Raw genomic sequence first — 18,126 nt, 5'->3', positions numbered from 1 at the left:
GCATATACTTTGACTGCTCAGGGTATAGAGGCCGTAATCTTTTTTCCGGGGCTTACCTGTAAATCTACATAAGTTATCCAGTTTCCCATGAGGTCTCTTTCATGGGAGGCTTTAATTTTTCTTCCTCCGGCAGTAATGTAGCTCAGTTTTCCATGGAATGCGGCCCGCCACCAGAGCGGCTTCCGGCCTTCATTGGTGAAGCTGGCGCCCTTCATCCAGTGTTTTAAACGGATGCGGTTTCCTAAAATACTCAGGTTGCTGATCTCCGAGAAACGGGAAGAACCGAGGTTATTGATGCTCCTGATCCGGTTCTTTGCCGCATCGGCACTCAGCCCCATCAGCCCCTGCACAATGCCTTCGAGCACACCGAAAGATACTTCGGGATACTCTCTGCGTTTGGTTGCAGGATTGGTGAGGTGAAGAATAATTTCGTATGCTTCCTTCCGCTTTCCGTACTTGCAGTATTGCAATGGTGCGTAGCTAAGATTCTCTACATTCCAGTTGCCACTGCGCATTGCATCGAGCGTACCGCGAATGCGGCTGGTATCTGTCAATGCATCGGTCCAGAGCAGAAACACATCTCCTTCCGCTCTTCCGAATACGCCTTTGTTATTGTACCATGTGTTGTATCGCTGTTTCGAGGCATCCCACCAATTGGCTTCGAGATGCTGACGATAGGCTTCTGCTTTTTGAAGAAAGATGGATGCTGTTGCATCATCCCCCAATGTTTTCAGTATGCCTGCATAACTGATCATTGATCGATAGATGGCAGCCACCAGATCCACTCCCATCTGCATATCGGAGAGTGATTCGTAATAAGAAGGCAGTCCCCTGCAACGATGAAAATAATCGTTGAAATTGAACGGCTGCGGCGCATTGGGGAAGGGCGGTCTTTTCAGCAACGAATCTACCTGCAATATCCACCGGTCGATGTACTGATGCATGGTGAGCTGAAAGAATTTCTTCGCTACAGGGTGCGCGATATAGCTGCTGTCGCCCGTCCAGTTATACAAGCGCCAGCAGGCATGCACCAGTTCGAAGTTCGCATTGAGGTTGTACCAGAAAGCAGTATCGTTGCGATAATCTTCGGGAGCTGGTTTGCCGTATTTATTCATTTCCCAGAAAGTGCACCAGTCCTTGCTTTCAGAGATATTCGACAGAAAATGCGTGAACATATTCCTGTTCTCCCGATGCATGCCCAGCATCTCAGCGGGAATGCATTGATGCGACACGTCTCTGATGCAGAATGCACTTCTTTCAGGAAGCGCAGCTTCGTACCATGGTCCAACCGGATCGGTTGATTTGCCCTGATAAGAAAGCGCCATTTCCTTCGCTCTGTAAAATGCAGTCTGCAATGCATTGTCAGACGATAGGAATTGGATGGAGGAATGCTGCGCATGCAGCCTCCCCCATCCGGTTAGCCCTAACAGAACGACGAACAAGAGAAAAACTTTTGATGAAGTCACTATAGTGTTCTTTACTATCATTTCTTTAATCGGTACATGATCACATCATGCGGATTCAGCATGGCTTTCACGGGTTTGGCAGTGGTGCCTTCTTCCTTGCCGGTCCAAACATTGGTGAGTTTGTAGCTGGCATTTCTGTCGAGTTCATGATGAAAGATCTTGTCGGTAACCAGTTCGGTTTTCCAGTTGAAATAAACTTCTTTCACTCTGCTGCTGCGGTTGAGGAAAAGCGCTGCCCAGTCTCCGTTCTGCAATGGTTTGAACCAAACCTGCATGCTGTCTGTATCTGCGTATTTGAAACCCTGAATTCCCAGAGGGTCCTGATCGATAGCGATGATGGCTTTGTTGGTCAGGATCTCTTTGGTTTGCTGGCTCATCTTTCTGATATCGTTGCCTGCAATGAGCGGAGCGGCCATCATGGCCCACAGGGAGAAATGTGTTTTATCTTCCACATAACTCATGCCATTGCCTACTTCGAGCATATCGGGATCGTTCCATGCACCGGGCGCTGCATACTTTCTCAAAGAATCGTTCAGGTCTGCGATGCGCATTACGCTGAGTGCATCCCATGTGCCCATGCTGTGAACAGAATCGAATACCTGCCAGATATCTTCGGTAGTGCGCCAGAGCTGACCAACAGGAGCTCCCCATTGCCAGGGTTTGTTCACGCCCCATTCGCAGAGACTGAAGATCATAGGGCGGCCTGCTGCGCGGAGCGCCTTGCTCATGGTGGTGTACGCTTCCTTTGCGTTGATGCCGGCAGTATTGCACCAGTCGAATTTAAGATAATCAACGTCCCACGCCGCATAATTTCTAGCATCCTGGTATTCGTAGCCGCGGGTACCGGGATATTTGGCGCAGGTAAGCGTTCCGGCACAGTTGTACATGCCGAACTTTAAGCCCTTCGAATGCACGTAATCGGCCAGGGCTTTCATGCCACTGGGAAACTTCTTCGGATCGGGAACGAGGTTGCCGTTGCTGTCGCGCTGCATCGCCATCCAGCCATCATCGAGTACGAGGTAAACGTAGCCTGCATCGCGCATGCCCGAAGACACCAGCGCATCTGCAGTTTCCTTGATCATGGCCTCGTTGATGTTGGTGTTGAAAGTGTTCCAGCTGTTCCAGCCCATCGGTGGCGTATTGGCCAGTCCCTCGAATTTCTGTGCCTGCATGGTGATGGAACAAGCCAATGCAGCGAAGATTGTAGTTACTTTTTTCATGTGAGAATTTGCGAATGTATTGATCTTATCGGCAGTTGTTGTTGACAGCGGTTTCGCGGACGGTGCATCGGAGCAATCCATCCGGACCAATACCGAGGTATTTCGGTTCTCCGGAAGGGTTAGGCACGCGGCCCGATACAAAATCGAGATACCAGTTCATCCAGGGGAAGCTGTAGTTGTACATTTCAGCCGCATGCACGGAATAACCTCCGGCCTTCGCAGGCAATGCCAGTCCTTTATTCTGATAGAAGTTCTCCCCTGTAGTATGCAGCCATTCGTGGATGTACACACCGGGATCTGTTGTTTTGTAATAATTGATCCTGTCTGTAATGCTGGTACCGGCATCGAACTTGACGGTTACATAACCTGTTTTGATAGGCTCGGCGATGGGATTGGTCCATGCGAGACCGAAATAGTTGCTCTGAAAACTGCAGCTTCCTTCTTTCTCTCTCCAGAACACGAACACACAATCGTACACGCCTGGCTGGATCTGCGGCATCAGCGCTGTGATGGTAGAGGGTTCAACCGTAAACCAGTTTGCATTGGCGCGCGTGAGAGAAACCGGTACTGAAATATCTTTTCTTTCTACTTCCCATTTCATGGTTCCGTAGGAATATTTTTCGAAGTGCTGCTGCAGGCTCCAGTTGAAGAAATCGTATCCGGCATCGAGTTCAGATTGAGAGAAGTGCGTGCTGCAATTGCCGGTGGCAGAAATGCCTGTTGTTTCGTAAAGGCCTATCCAGAGTGCCTTCCAGGTCTTTGGTGCAGGTTTGTCTGCGTTAGTGAAATCGATGGTGGCGTTGCCGCTAACGTTGGTTTCTTTGCGCAAATAAGTGAAGGAGTTTTGCAGGGCTATACCTATGGTGTGATTACCGGGCTGCAGCTCAATGCTGGCCGGAGTTTTGGAGCCGGTGTACTGTCCATCTACATAAATGAATCCGGGTTCATTGCCTGGCGTATTGAAACTGATGGTATGGGTGTTCTTCGGTTCGCTTTTTTTGTCGTCTCCCTTTTTGCAGGAGGATGCAAGCAAAACCGGAATTGCGATCAGTGAATACAATATTTTCATACTGCGGGTAATTTTAAAAGAGCGCAACCCCGCACTGTAAACAGGGTTGCGCATGCTGCTGCTTTATTGATAATTATCGTTTTGCTTGAGGCCTGTACGGTTAATCTCTGTTCTTGGGATCGGCATCAGGTAGTGTTTCGATGCATCGAATGCTCTATCTTCCAAAGTCTGATAGGTAAAGGTTCTTACGCCGGTGGTGAGATTCTTCTGAATGATCACCTGACGGCAAGGCCTGTTCTCGGTAACGTTGGCGATCTTCCAGCGGCGCACATCGTAATAGCGATGTCCTTCGAAGCAAAGCTCTACCTGCCTTTCATTTCTGATTCTGTCGCGGAGCGCATCGCCAGATTCAGTGATCGGGTTGGTGATGCCCGCTCTGCTTCTGATCTTGTTGAGATATTCTCTGGCAACATCTTCGTGACCGAGATGGAATTGCGCTTCGGCATAGTTGAGATAGATCTCACCGAGACGGCTGAGGATCCAGAATTTATTGGTTTGTTTATCCACTCTGTAGTTGTAAGTGGTATCCATGTATTTTCTGAAAGTGTAGCGTGTGAGGCTGTTGTTCCAGGTATCATATCCCTGATCAGAATCGTAGCCACCTTCGTAGAACTGCGCCTGATTGGTAGTTCTGTCAGGATAGTAAGCCGGGTTGCCTGTTGGTCTGCCATCGAAAATGATACTGGCATAGAAACGCGGATCGCGGTTCACGTAAGGGTTCTGTGGATTGTATCCCGATGTGGCATCGGTGATGTATTTTCCGTCGGCGGTTCCGAATGCATCCACGAGATCCTGCGTAGGTGCGTAAGCAGACCATCCGCGGTATCCGTTGGGCATGCACATTTCTTCCACCCCATCGAAAGCATTCAGGTATTGTTTGCTTGAAAGGCGAACACCAATCAGCTCATTGTTGAAGCTTGTGAAAATGGTTTCGAATTTACCGGTGAACAGAGAGAATGCATTCAAATCGATCACAGCTTTGGCAGCGTCAGAAGCGGCCTGCCATTTGGGTGTTCTTTCAGTGGGTGTTTTACCGTCGTTCCACCAGTCGCTTGCTGCATAGAGCAACATTCTCGATTTGATGGCCATGGCCAAAGCGCCGGTGATGCGGCCTTTGGGAGCATTGGTGGGAGGAAGCATCGAAGCGGCTGCATCGAGTTCAGCAGTGATGAACTTCACACAATCTTCGTAGCTGCTTCTTGCAACTTTGAAATCTGAACTGAGTTTGAATGGTTCTTTGATGAGTGGTACTCCACCATAATCATTCACGAGCATGAAGTAAGCGTACGCGCGCAGGAAAGTTACTTCACCTTTGATGCGTTTGCGGAATGCGTCGTCGCCGGGAACATTGTCGATTCTCGACAGAAACACATTCGCATTTTGAATATGATGATAACATCTTGCCCAGATATCGAAATCGCCTGCGTTGTCGGGAGAAAGCAGTCCGGCGTTGAACACGCTTCTGCATTCGCCATAATCGAATTTGTTGAAGCTTTCGTCGCAGGCGGCAGACAGCATGAAACTTCTGTTGATGGAGTTGCCCCAATCCCAGGTCATGGTGGGCAGTACGTTGTAGATATTATTGCCATAAGCCTCAGCCAGCTTGAGATCTTTCCATACAGATTCATCAGTATAGGAATCCAGCGGCGCTTTGTCAAGGACCTTTGAACAGCTCACCACAGTTGCGCTGCCGAAGAAGATCCCGAGTGCCAGAAATATGTTGGACTTCATAATTTGATTTTTGAATTACGGGAATGATTACAATCCTACATTGATACCGAAACGGAAGATCCTTGTCTGAGGATAGTTTACGCCGGTAGTGTTGTTTGTTTCAGGGTCAACATCATACTTCTTCATTTTATCGAAGGAGATGAGGTTATATCCGCTTGCGAACACGCGGAGTGAATTAACCCCGTATTTGCTGTACAGTTTTGTTGGAACGTTGTAAGAAATTTCCAATGTTTTCAGACGCAGGAATGCAGCACTTCTCAGCCAGAAATCTGAACTGTTGTAGTAACCGCTGTTGGGGCTGCTGGTGCTGTATGCACGTGGATAGAGAGAGTTCGGATTCTCCGGAGTGTAGCGGTTGTCGTACTGCCATTTTGCAGGAGCCATCGCTGCACTCTGTGCTTGCGGGTTCACAGTTTGTTTGGCCATCGCTTGTCCGGCCCAAACCATGTTCACACTGAATCCTCTCCATGAACCACCGAGGATGATGCCGTACACCACTTTCGGTGTAGCAGACTCGAAACTTCTGACCATATCATTGGCATTGATCTCTTTGTTTCCGTCGCGGTCGATGATGATGATATCGCCCACTTTTGCACCGGGAAGGTGGGTGGATTTATCGATCTCAGCCTGGCTGCGATAGATGCCGGCAGTTTGGTAAAGCATCCATGAGTCGATCGGATGACCTTCAGATTTCTGCCATTCGGGAACTGTGGTAGCTTCGTCACTGAACAGGATCTTGCTCTTTGCATAGGTTCCGTTCACGCCGATATTGTACATGAATTCACCGAAGTTGTTGCTGTAGTTGACAGAGAAATCGAAACCTCTGTTCAGTGTTCTTCCGATATTTTCATTGGGCAAGCTCATGCCGGTGTAGATGGGAATGCTGGCATTTCTTTTTGCGAGGATATCGTGTCTGAGATAGCGGAAATAATCAGCGGTGATGTTCAGTTTGCCATTCAGCAAAGTGGCATCGAAACCGATATTTCTGGTATCCTGTTTTTCCCATGTGATGAGTTCATTGGGAGTGCTGCTCAGCACCAATGAAGGAGCCTGTTGGAAATTGTCTCCGAAATAAGGGAAGTAAGCACTGCTGGTAGCCATCTGATAGCGAGTAAGGAAGAGGTATTGCGCAACGGCGTCACTACCCATCAAACCCCAGCTGGCTCTGAGTTTCAGCTGATCGATAAACTTCACGTTGTCTTTGAAGAATTTCTCTTCGGAGATTCTCCATCCGAGGATAACGGCAGGGAACAGGCCCCAGCGGTTGTTGGATGGGAAGTTGAAAGATCCATTGTAACGCATGGTTACTTCGGCGAGATATTTGGAATCGTAATCGTACTGGATTCTTCCGAGATAGCTGGCGCGGCCATCCTGCGAAGCAGAACCGGTTGCGAGCTGGCCTTCGGTAGATCCGGTGAAGATCTGATCGATCTGATCGCTCAGCAGATTCTTTCTGTATGCATAAGTTCCCCAGTTGTTGGAAGAAGTGGCTTCATATCCAACAAAAGCGCCGATGGTATGGCGACCGAACTGTCTGTCGTACGACAGTTTGAGGAACTGCGTGTTTGCATTGATCATGCTTTCATCCTGCGTAATGCTGGCGATGCCGGTAGAGGTACGCATATTGGTGTACGTGCCGGTGGTTTTATTGAAATCCCAGGCGTCGTATTGTTTGCTGAAGATCTTTTCGTGACGAAGGTTCACGTCAAAGGAAGCATATCCGCTGATCGCAAGCCCTTGTGTGATGAAAGGAAGCTTCAGTTCGAATCCGGCGAGCGGGTTGATCACGTAGTTCTTGATTCTGTCGTATCCAGGTTCACCGCTGGTCATGAGAATAGGGTTTCTGCCTCCGGCCAAACCCGCGCTGGGTGAACCATTGGCCCAATAGGTGGGGATGTATGGATACATCGATCTTGTTTCGTGCAGAATGCTTCCTACGCTCCAGTAAGGATACGTGCGGTCTTCCTGACGACCCGCGATATCGAGGTTCACTTTCAGGTTCTTCGAGATCCTTGCATCGATATTCGAGCGGAAGTTGAACTGCTTGTATTTTTCGATGCTGTTCTTGAAGTTGCTGCTCTGCTCTGTGTACTGACCAGAGAAATAGTATTTCACATTTTCATTGCCACCGCTTACAGACAGCGCATGAGAAGTTTGCGGAGCACTGGTGCGGAATACTTCGCGCAGCCAGTCGGTGCTTGTGTAATTGGGAACATTGCCTGCTTTGTACTTGTCGATCTCAGTCTGTGCGTAAGTGCCAGGCTTCACTTCGTTGTACCAGGTCATGTACTCCCATGAGTTGGTGGTGGTGGGAATTCTTGTAAGTTGCTGAATGCCGTAAGTGCCTTCGTACTGAATGCTGGGTGCACCGGACTTACCTCTTTTTGTAGTAACGAGGATAACTCCGTTAGCAGCACGCACACCGTAGATGGCTGCAGATGCATCTTTCAGAACAGTAATACTTTCAATATCGTTGGGATTTAAACGGCTGATGCTTCTGTCGGGAATTCCATCTACCAGAATAAGTGGACTTGTACCACCGCTGAAAGAGTTGAAACCTCTGATGTAGATAGAAGAACCGTCGTCGCCGGGGCGGCCTGAACGATTGTTGGCAATTACACCGGGAATGCGACCTGCGATAGCGTTGGAAACGTTTACAGAACTGCTTTTGGAGATGTCTGATCCTTTCACGGTAGCAACAGAACCGGTGAGTGTGGCTTTCTTTTGTGCACCATATCCTACAACGATCACTTCGTTGAGTGATTTACCATCGGGTTGCAGGGTGATGTTGAGCGTAGTGTTGTTTCCAACCATCAGTTCCTGACCAGCATAGCCAGTGAAAGAAATGAGGAGGATGGATTTAGTACCAGCCACGTTGATGGAGAATTTTCCATCTTCGAGGGTTACAGTACCATTGCTGGTTCCTTTCTCAGTGATGGAAGCCCCGCCTACAGGCTCTCCTTTCTGATTGGTGATGGTACCGCGAATCTGAATGTTGTTCTGCGCCAGCACAGGAGCCCCCACACACAGCAACAACTGCAGCAGAAATACAGTTGAGAGCAATCGCCTGGAGACTGAACCAGCAAGGGTTCGGCTCCCGTAAAAACAATATCTCATAATTTGTTTTTTGGTTATAGCTTATCAGGGTTTAAGACAAATGCGTAGTAAAGAAAAATTGGAAAATGCGGCAGTCAGCTGCTGTCGCAGGCGCGCGGAGGAGTTGCTTTCATTGCAATCGTTTTGGTTTGGCCCATAGAAGGGACATTGTTGTTTGGTATTTACAGTTCTAGTCTGGTCTGTTCTAGTACAAATATAGGATTCCATTTGGTATCCAAAAGTTTTTTTTGACGTGCGTCAATCAACTTATCAGGTGCATGGATTATTAGCTTCTCCCCTGCTTTTTGTGAGAACCACAGCCGCATTGAATACATTAAAAAAGCCCGCAGGAATTGATCCTGCGGGCTTCGCATATGGTTAGTTCGATTGTTACAATTTCAATAATCCCACCTTGTGCAAGGTATTCACCGGTTTGTTGTCCCAGAACAATTCAAAGTCTTCAAACCCGCTCGCATGGTAGCTATCCATCACTTCCTGCAGCGTATAGGTCTTTGCATTCGACACAGATAATTTGCCCAGCATCTCTGCCAGCCAATCGCCCTGTTCTTTATTCACACTGATGCTATGCGTTCCTTTCTTATCCTGAAATACCAGAGAAGTCATCTCCCACTGGCTACCCTTTTTCGATTTGGTGAAATGTTCTACCACCGGGCTGCGGCCAAGCCATACGATCTTGGAAGTTGGTTTGGAACTGCTGTACAGATCATGCGTGAGCACCTGTGTGATATGATCTGGCGCGATCTTCGTTTTGGGCACTTTAAAATCGAACCACTTCTGCAGCGGCTCTTCGAGCCCGATGCCGTGCATGTAATTCAGCAATGATTTTTTCAGTCCGTAACTGAATGCTTCGTGCTCTGCACCGGATTCATCTACGTGCACTATATCGTTGTTGGCAAAACTGCCAATTGCTTCTGTTTCTTTCTTCACATTGAATTTTGCAGGTTCGAGTCCAACCGGACTATGCGCCGTCATAGTAAACAAATGCCAGAAGGCAGATTGCAGAATGCCTGCGGCAAACATCTGTCTGATCATTTCGAGCGAATCGATTGTCTCCTGTGCAGTCTGTGTAGGAAATCCATACATCAGATACGCGTGCACCATTATGCCGGCCTCTGTAAAATTCTTGTTCACCTGTGCTACCTGCGCCACGGTGATTCCTTTCTGGATCAGTTCGAGCAGGCGGTCGCTCGCTACTTCCAACCCACCGCTCACCGCAATGCAGCCCGATCTTTTCAGCAGCAGGCAGAGATCGCGGGTGAAACTTTTCTCGAAGCGGATATTCGTCCACCAGCTCACCACCAGCTTGCGTTTGATGATCTCCAGCGCCAGCGCGCGCATCAGCGCAGGCGGAGCTGCTTCGTCCACAAAGTGAAATCCGTTTTGTCCGGTTTGCGCTATCAGTTGCTCCATTCTGTCGCAGAGCAATGATGCAGCAACCGGTTCGTACAGTCTGATATAATCGAGCGAGATATCACAGAACGTGCATTTGCCCCAGTAACAGCCATGTGCCATGGTGAGTTTGTTCCATCTTCCATCACTCCACATGCGGTGCATGGGATTCACCACTTCGATGGCATTGATGTATCCTTCGAGCAGAAAATCGCTGTAGTCGGGCGTTCCTACCTGCGCCTGTTTGTAATCGGAGCAGGATTTATTGTTGAAGTAGGTTACTGCTCCATCCACCAATGTAAAAGTTCGCTTCAGTTCTTCCTTCGATTTGGTGCCTTCGATATGATGAATGAGGTTCTCGATCGGCGCTTCACCATCATCGAGCGTAATGAAATCGTAGAACTCAAACACGCGGGCATCGCTGAGCGAACGAAGTTCTGTATTCGCAAAACCTCCGCCCATGGCCACTTTCACGTCTGCATAGTTCTTTCTGATCCATTGCCCGCAACGAAGTGAGGTATAGAGATTGCCGGGAAATGGAACCGAGATGGCCACCAGTTTCGGTTGCACATTATCCATATGCTGTTGCAGCAGCCGGATCAGCAGGTGATCGATATAGGTATATTCTTTCTGCAGTTCTGCATAGAGTTCGTCGAAGCTGTTGGCGGAGCGGCCCAGCCTTTCGGCATAACGGCTGAATCCGAAATGTTCGTCCACACATTCGCGGATGAGATCGCTCAGGTCTTCGAGATACATGGTGCTGAGGTGTTTTGCCTTATCCTGCGTGCCCATGGAACCGAAGGCCCAGTCGAGGTCTTCGAGTTGTGCAAAGCGGCTGGCTTCGGGAAGGAAGTCGCGTTTGCAGATCCGGTGCGCCATGGTGGGATTATGTCCCTGAAGAAAACCGATCACATCATCTATAGTGGTGATGTATTCATCCTGCAAAGCAATGATCCTCGAAATGTTTTCGGAAGGATTCTCCGGAAGGTGCCGACCAATATGATCGAACAGATCCTGCAGGCCGGAACGGCTGAACAGGGCAAGCGTTACTTCGATACCCAGATCGGCCTGGAAGGAGGAGATATTCTTTGTATTGAGAAATCCCTTCAGGTAGGCAGTGGCCGGGTACGGCGTATTAAGTTGAGTAAAAGGAGGTGTCAGCAAAAAAACAGTAGCGCTCAAATCGGGTAATTTGATGCAAAATTACGTCAATTGAGGGGAAGCGCCAGAGCCGGGATTTTGGCAGCCATCTCCCCCTTTCCGAAACGGGTTCTGCTATCAAATCTTTGACCAAAAGCAAGAATACCGGTTCCGGATAGCTTCTATACCGGTAACATGACAAAATAGTTTACTACTTGTACAATCTCCCTGTTGACCTGTGGTATTTTCCGCACGTATATTTAGGCCGGAGCAAAATCCGTTTAGACGCCAGAGGATGGCGCAGGTTTAATTGCTCATTTAACTAACTGCTTATCTGTGTATGCCTGTGCTTGTTCCGGCATACCGGAAAGACCAATTATTGCATATGAAATGTAACTCGACTGCCTTGCTGTCAACGGGATTTCGTTGGCGAATGATTCTTCTCAGTTTATTTCTGGTGTACTTTTCTCCCCCACTTTTTGCTCAGAATCTAATCCCGGTAAAGGGACAGATCACCGATGAAAAAGGAAACTTTCTCGGCGGAGTAAGCGTTACCATTCAGGGTACATCCAATGGAACCACCACGGATTCCAGTGGAAAATTCAGCATCAGTGTGCCATCAGCCAAAACAGTACTGGTTTATTCCCGTGTAGGATACGAACCATTTTCACAGGCTGTAGGTGCATCGAGCGATCTGCGGATCTCACTCAAACAAAAACTCAACGATCTCAATGAAGTGATTGTAGTGGGCTACGGACAGAAAGTAGCCAAGCGCGATGTAACAGGCGCTATCAGTTCCATCGGCGCCAAAGAGATCGAAAACCGTCAACCGGTGAATATCTTCGATGCCATTCAGGGCATGGCGCCGGGTGTGCGGGTAATGAATGAATCAGGATCTCCCGGTGAAGAATCCGATATCGCTATCCGCGGGTTGAGCACGCTCTCAGATGCCGGTATCAAACCACTGTACATTGTAGATGGTGCACCGATGAAGAACATCAGTGTTATCAACCCTAAAGACATACAATCTATAGAAATACTGAAAGATGCGGCATCTGCGGCCATCTATGGATCACGTTCGGCCAACGGTGTAATCATCATCACCACCAAACGCGGTACAGAAGGAAAACCACAGGTGAACATCGATATCCTGAGAAGTTACAGCAGATTGAGCAACAGAATCAGTCAGGCTAACCGTCTGCAAAGACAGATGTTCGATCGCAGAGGCAATCTCGGACTCGATCCCAAGAACGACGACTCCACCTCCTTCAACAGAAACTCCGATAACGATTATCAGGATCTGATCACACAAACAGCGGCACGTACTCAGGTGGATCTCGGTCTCAGAGGCGGTACGCAGGTACTCAACTATTTCAACAGTGTTCAGTACCTCGACGAAACTGGTATCATCATTAACAGTTTCAACAAACGAATGTCTCTCAGAAGCAATGTTGAATACAGACCTAACAAGCGTTTCAGCATGCTTTCACGTATCAACTTCACTTTTCAGAACCGCAGTCTGATCGATGAAGGCAACGTAATCAGGCAATCACTGCAACGCCCTCCGGGCATGGCGCTCTATCTTCCCAACGGAGAATTGTTATACTTCAATGGAGGAAGAAGAAACCCGATTGCTGAAGCCTATCTCCGCTCGAATGTTCAAAAGAATTATAAAGGCATTTTCTACCAGGGTTTCGAATACAAACTTTTGGATAATCTGGTATTGCACGTAGATGCCTCTGCAGACCTGGAGTTCAGAAAAACTTCATTTTTCAGTTCCAAACTGCTCAACAGTGGCAACCCACCTGTAAATACGGGATATGAATCCATGTCCATTCCATGGAGATTGCAGGGTAACGCCTATGCCAGCTACGACAGAACAATTGCAACAAAGCACAGAATTACTGCTCTGATTGGTATGAATGCCGAAAAGAACAGAACGGATGAAACGAATCTCTCCGGTTCGTTCTTCGTAACTGAGCTGGTACAAACGCTCAATGCTGCCGGTCGTTATAACCTTTCTGACCTCTACGGCAGAGCAAAATCCTCTTCACTGCTCGGCTTCTTCGGAAAACTGGGCTACGATTATCAGGGAAGATATCTTATCAATGGTACTATCCGTCGTGATGGATCGTCTGTATTCAGCAGAACCAACCGCTGGGGTTATTTCCCATCAGTATCTGCAGGCTGGCGCTTCAGCGATGAGAAGTTCATGAGAAAATTCGATGGCTTCCTTACTGATGGTAAACTGAGGGTAACCTGGGGTATCACCGGTAATCAGGAGATCGGCGAGTACGACCGTTACCAGCAATTTGTGTTTGGTCCGTATGTGTACATGGGAACCAGCGGTGTTCGTACCAATCAGAAGATGGGTAACGAAAATATCAAATGGGAATCTACCGCTCAGACCAACTTCGGAATCGATCTTACTTTCCTCAACGGACGAATCACTTTCGCCGGAGATTACTACATCAAGAAAACCACCGACCTTTTGTATGAGCTCCCGCTCTCACTCGAAAGCGGATTCCCGGACAGGGTTCGTGTGAATGCAGGCGGTCTCGAAAACAAGGGTATCGAACTGATGGTATCGGGCTTCCCTATCCGAACAGCAAAATTCAGCTGGCAGGTAACCGCCAACTATTCTCAGGTAAGAAACAAGATCACCAAACTGCCACTTGATTATATTGATGATATCTGGACAGTAAATCAGGGAAAAGAAGCAGGCAATTTTTACGGTTATAAATTCCAGGGCATTTATGAGTACGACGAATCGAATGCCTATACATCGGATTACAGCACCAGACTGAATCTGCAACTCAGAAAAGACGCGCAGGGAAATGTTTTGCTCGGCAAAGACAACAGACCCATTGTGGAAGGCTATACCCTCCCCGACGGATCTAAATATACCGGCGATGTAAAACAGCTGAAAGCATCAGGTGTAACTCTGAAAGGCGGCGATGTGATCTGGGAGAACCTGCCCGATGCAAAAGGCGTGTACAACGAGAACATCGGTAATGAAGACAGGCAGTTCCTCGGCCATGGACAACCACGCTGGAGCCTCAGTCTGATCAACAATTTCAACTACAAAGGATTTCAATTGTCGTTCAACCTTTATGGCAACTTCGGAGGTATGATCTACAACGAGAACAGAAGAAACCTTGCTTCGTTCTCCAACAGCAACACTACCCCTGATGCATACTTCATCGAGAATATGTGGAAGTATCCCGGACAGATCACCGACTCGTACAGAGGTGGCAACAAAGATGCAGACAATATGCGCCGCGGCGGAAGTCAGTGGCTGGAGAACGGCAACTTCGTTCGTCTTCAGGCAGTTCGACTGGCCTATCAGCTGCCTCAGCGCATCAGCGCCAAAGCAGCCATGAAACTGGTGAACGTGTATATCTATGGAACCAACCTGCTTACCTGGACAGACTACACAGGCTTCGACCCTGAAGTGTCTCAACGCAGTGTAACCACACCAGGCAACGACGCAGGAAGATACCCGCGCAGAAGAGAAGTAGGTATGGGATTAAATGTATCATTCTAATTATTACAGACCATGAAACGAAGCATCATAAAATTCACGATTGCAATTCTCATCGCCGGCACATTCGCCATGGGTGTAGGATGTGACAAGTTCCTCGATGAAGAACCTATCTCCACCATCGTACCCGGTGATTTCTGGAAAGACAGTGCAGATGCCACCACCTGGATGGCTGGTGTGTATCATCAGCTGCAAAGCACACTCCGCAACAACTGGTTCGACTGGGGCGAAGTTCGCTCAGACAATGTGCGGGCAGCCGGTACCGGCAATGCACAGCTCACCATGGTGAGCAATACACTCTCCGCAAATGATAACGACATCAACGGCATCACCCGCTGGACGGATCTTTACAGTACCATATCGCTTTGCAATTATGGTATCAAGTATTATCCCGATCTGATCAAAACAAACTTCAAAGGCGGTGTAACCAAATACAAGAACTACCTCGGCCAGTGTTATGGACTGAGAGCGCTGATGTACTTCTATGGTATGCGTGTCTGGGGCAGAATGCCACTGCATACAGTACCGGTAGAATCCATCGATCAACCGAAGAACTTCAAACGTTCGGATATTGCAGCAGTTAAGCAACGCATACTGGATGATATCGATCTTGCGCTGGCCAATATCGGATCAGCAACAGGACAGAAATACTACATGCAGAAATCAGCAGTGCTGGCCTTGAAAACTGATGTGCATATGTGGTTTCAGGAATATCCGGAGGCACTGAAAGCAGCCAACGACTGCATTGCAGCAAGCGGTTGTACCTGGGTGGCTAATGCTACAGAATGGAAAGATATGTTCATCGATCCTTCCAGATCCAAAGAAACCATCTTCAATTTGTACTGGTCGAGCATCGAACGCGGTGAAGGCGTAGGCATCTGCGGCAAGCTGGGTTCCAGCTCCAACACCAATCAATATGCGATTTCAACATCTATCTTCTCTGCACTGAGAGACCATACAGATCCTGTAAGCGGCAAACGCATCGACGGACGCTTCTGGGCTCAGTGGGATACTGTTACCTACAACCTCCCTGAGTTGTATGACGAAGGCGGACCGCAAATGGGCAAGTTCTATCCATGGGCTGATAAGCCAGGCGGCAAATTCACATTCGAAGGCGCGGGTGAGTGTTCTGCAAAAATCCCCATCTATCGTTATGCTGATGTGCAGCTGCTGAAAGCGGAAGCACTCAACAAACTGGACAGACATCAGGAAGCGCTGGACATCGTAAACCAGGTGAGAGCGAGAGTTGGTTACACCATTCCTGCAACACTTGCAGACTATGATCCTGCACAGCTGAAAGATCAGATTGAAATCACCATTCTCAAAGAGCGTCAGGTTGAGTTTCTGGGAGAAGGAAAAAGATGGTTCGATATGTGCCGCATCGGTAAGATCTACGATTACTCAGATGCCGGATACCTTTATATGCGCACCATCATGAACCCGCTCATTATCAAAAGAATTGGCGGTATTCCTTTCACAGGCATCAACATCAACAGAATTCTCTATCCCATCAACTCGGATGCATTCGATGCAAACCCAGAGCTGCTGAAAGATCAGAACCTGCCTTATGACGAATAATGATTGCTGAACACATCAAATTATTTTTATGATGAAGAATCTCCGGCTTTTTATCCCTCTAATACTGGCAGCGATCATATTCGCTACCGGTTGCAGCAAGCTGCAGGATGGGTACAACTATAAAAAATCGTTCTACGAAACAGAACTCAATATGAGCGTGATGGATTTCATGAATTCACGCAAGGATATGTTTTCCGGCATGCTGGCTGCCATCGAATATGTAGACAAGGATCCGAAACACAAAGACGTAAAGGCAATGTACAGCACCCAGGGCAATACTTTTCTGTTGATGCACAACAATGCACTGACGAATCTGGATGATGCGGCATCATGGTGGACGCTCAACAGAGTGTGGGGAGATGATCCCCTCAACCCCGGCGGCCCCAAAGTAAAACAGAAAGGCACTGACTGGTCGCAATACACAACAGATTCCGTAGCATCCCTGCTGCGGTATCATGTACTTAAAGGAGAACAAACCTACAAAACACTGAACTCAACAGGCAGATGGGTGGAGACATTTGAAACATCCAAAGAAAACGACTCTGCAAAGATTTTCTTATTCCTCGAAAACGTGCGTGAAGCAAACCTTCGGATCAACGCATACACAAATCCAGGACCTCCGGTAGAATATGGGGGGCTGCCAGTGAAATGGGATAATATTGCACCACGTACACCGGATCTGCATGCCACCAATGGCATTGTGCATGTTGTGAACCGCTGGTTTCTTCAACCCACCAGAGAGGCTATCAGGAATAATTAATTCTAATCAATTTGCTTTATGAGAAATCTTTTTATAAATACTGCTGTAGCATCCCTTGCACTGGTAGCACTCAGCTGCAAGAAAAAACTGGATGTTGACATTGTGAGCCTGAACAAACCCGGAGAAGAATTCTATTACGGAGAAAAAGTTCCTGTATGGGCTTCTACCAATGGAGAAAAGGAAGGCATTTCTTACGAATGGTCGGCCACCGGCGGAACTTTTGACGGATGGCGCACGCAGAACCTCTTCGAAAATTTATGGATCGCTCCCACCAAACCAGGAGAATATACGGTAACTGCCAAAGCGAAAAATACAGGCAGCAACTCATCGAAGTCTACTGTGATGAAAGTAACACGTTACTTCTTCGACGATTTTCAGAGTCCGTATACCAAGAGCGGTACAGGCTGGAGTTTCACCAATATACATGATACCGGTCAGGCACTGATCTCTTTGCCCAATCCTGCAGATTCAAGGCTGGAGCTGGAAGCAACGAGCACCAGCGCTCCACGTATCAACAGGAACCTCAATCTCGCACCGCTTAAAATTCCGTTCTCCATCAAAACAGTACTGGGATGGAAAACTTATATCAGAAACAATCAGGCATTTACCATCAACCTGCTGTTCAGTGCACCAGCTGCGACCACCGTTCCTTATATTCGTGAGATCAGATGGGAGTTCTGGCCAGGTGTAAATCCCGGCACAACTGATAACTTCCAGTTGCGTTTCGAGACTTATATTCCTTCAACCAACGTGAGCAAATTCAGTGTTAAAAATGCGGTATTCCCCGATCCGGGTGCACTGGCTGATCCTGTAAAAGGAAGATACCCGGCATTGCAATCTGCAGATGGACAACTGAAAGCATTGAGTTTTTCTATCGATGCCGACAACGTATTCCATGCTTATGTAGACGGCAATCTGTGGTTCACCAGCAATGGGATCAAAGACTGGCTGGCACAGGCGAAAGCTGCTTATCCTAACTTCCAGGATCCGATGCCCAGAGAATTCAGAGTAGGTTTCCCGGCTAAAGAAGCCAACAAGGATGGAACAATTCTGATTATGAAGAGTGTGTACATCAACGATGATGGACAGATACTGAAATAGTTCTCATGTAT

General features: G+C 48.0%; 10 protein-coding genes. 4 read left to right on the top strand and 6 right to left on the bottom strand.

Features of this window, described 5'->3' with window-relative positions:
• Positions 1-17: 17 nt before the first annotated feature.
• The 6 genes from HHL16_RS23375 to HHL16_RS23350 all read right to left on the bottom strand — a co-directional run bounded on the left by HHL16_RS23375 (position 18) and on the right by HHL16_RS23350 (position 11,174).
• Positions 18-1,442 carry a hypothetical protein gene (locus tag HHL16_RS23375; RefSeq protein ID WP_169427750.1) on the bottom strand — a complete coding sequence of 475 codons (1,425 nt, stop codon included), beginning with the start codon at positions 1,440-1,442 and terminating at the stop codon, positions 18-20.
• Positions 1,443-1,483: 41 nt separating this feature from the next.
• Positions 1,484-2,686, bottom strand: a complete 1,203-nt coding sequence (locus tag HHL16_RS23370; RefSeq protein ID WP_206022550.1) for a glycoside hydrolase family 27 protein — start codon at positions 2,684-2,686, stop codon at positions 1,484-1,486.
• 25 nt (positions 2,687-2,711) lie between these two features.
• Complete coding sequence (locus HHL16_RS23365; RefSeq protein WP_169427748.1) at positions 2,712-3,755, bottom strand: PEGA domain-containing protein; 1,044 nt, start codon at positions 3,753-3,755, stop codon at positions 2,712-2,714.
• Positions 3,756-3,818: 63 nt separating this feature from the next.
• Positions 3,819-5,486 (bottom strand): RagB/SusD family nutrient uptake outer membrane protein, encoded by a 1,668-nt coding sequence (locus HHL16_RS23360; protein ID WP_169427747.1) that lies wholly within the window; start codon positions 5,484-5,486, stop codon positions 3,819-3,821.
• Between the two features lie 27 nt (positions 5,487-5,513).
• Positions 5,514-8,603: a TonB-dependent receptor gene (locus HHL16_RS23355; protein ID WP_169427746.1), complete on the bottom strand. Its 3,090-nt coding sequence runs from the start codon at positions 8,601-8,603 to the stop codon at positions 5,514-5,516.
• Positions 8,604-8,972: 369 nt separating this feature from the next.
• Positions 8,973-11,174 (bottom strand): radical SAM protein, encoded by a 2,202-nt coding sequence (locus HHL16_RS23350; RefSeq protein ID WP_169427745.1) that lies wholly within the window; start codon positions 11,172-11,174, stop codon positions 8,973-8,975.
• Positions 11,175-11,565: 391 nt separating this feature from the next.
• Between HHL16_RS23350 and HHL16_RS23345 the strand changes: the two genes are divergently transcribed.
• The 4 genes from HHL16_RS23345 to HHL16_RS23330 are packed head-to-tail and all read left to right on the top strand — an operon-like array spanning position 11,566 to position 18,115.
• Positions 11,566-14,679 carry a TonB-dependent receptor gene (locus HHL16_RS23345; RefSeq protein ID WP_206022548.1) on the top strand — a complete coding sequence of 1,038 codons (3,114 nt, stop codon included), beginning with the start codon at positions 11,566-11,568 and terminating at the stop codon, positions 14,677-14,679.
• 12 nt (positions 14,680-14,691) lie between these two features.
• The gene (locus HHL16_RS23340) at positions 14,692-16,254 is read left to right on the top strand and encodes a RagB/SusD family nutrient uptake outer membrane protein (protein ID WP_169427743.1); all 1,563 of its coding nucleotides are present in this window, start codon (positions 14,692-14,694) and stop codon (positions 16,252-16,254) included.
• A 28-nt stretch (positions 16,255-16,282) separates the two neighbouring features.
• On the top strand, positions 16,283-17,014 hold the full coding sequence (locus HHL16_RS23335) for a fasciclin domain-containing protein (RefSeq protein ID WP_169427742.1): 732 nt from the start codon (positions 16,283-16,285) through the stop codon (positions 17,012-17,014).
• 18 nt (positions 17,015-17,032) lie between these two features.
• Positions 17,033-18,115 carry a PKD domain-containing protein gene (locus tag HHL16_RS23330; protein ID WP_169427741.1) on the top strand — a complete coding sequence of 361 codons (1,083 nt, stop codon included), beginning with the start codon at positions 17,033-17,035 and terminating at the stop codon, positions 18,113-18,115.
• Positions 18,116-18,126: the final 11 nt, after the last annotated feature.

This window comes from Pseudoflavitalea sp. G-6-1-2 (assembly GCF_012927185.1).
GTDB lineage: Bacteria > Bacteroidota > Bacteroidia > Chitinophagales > Chitinophagaceae > Pseudobacter.
This window is presented reverse-complemented; position numbering and strand designations above follow the sequence as displayed.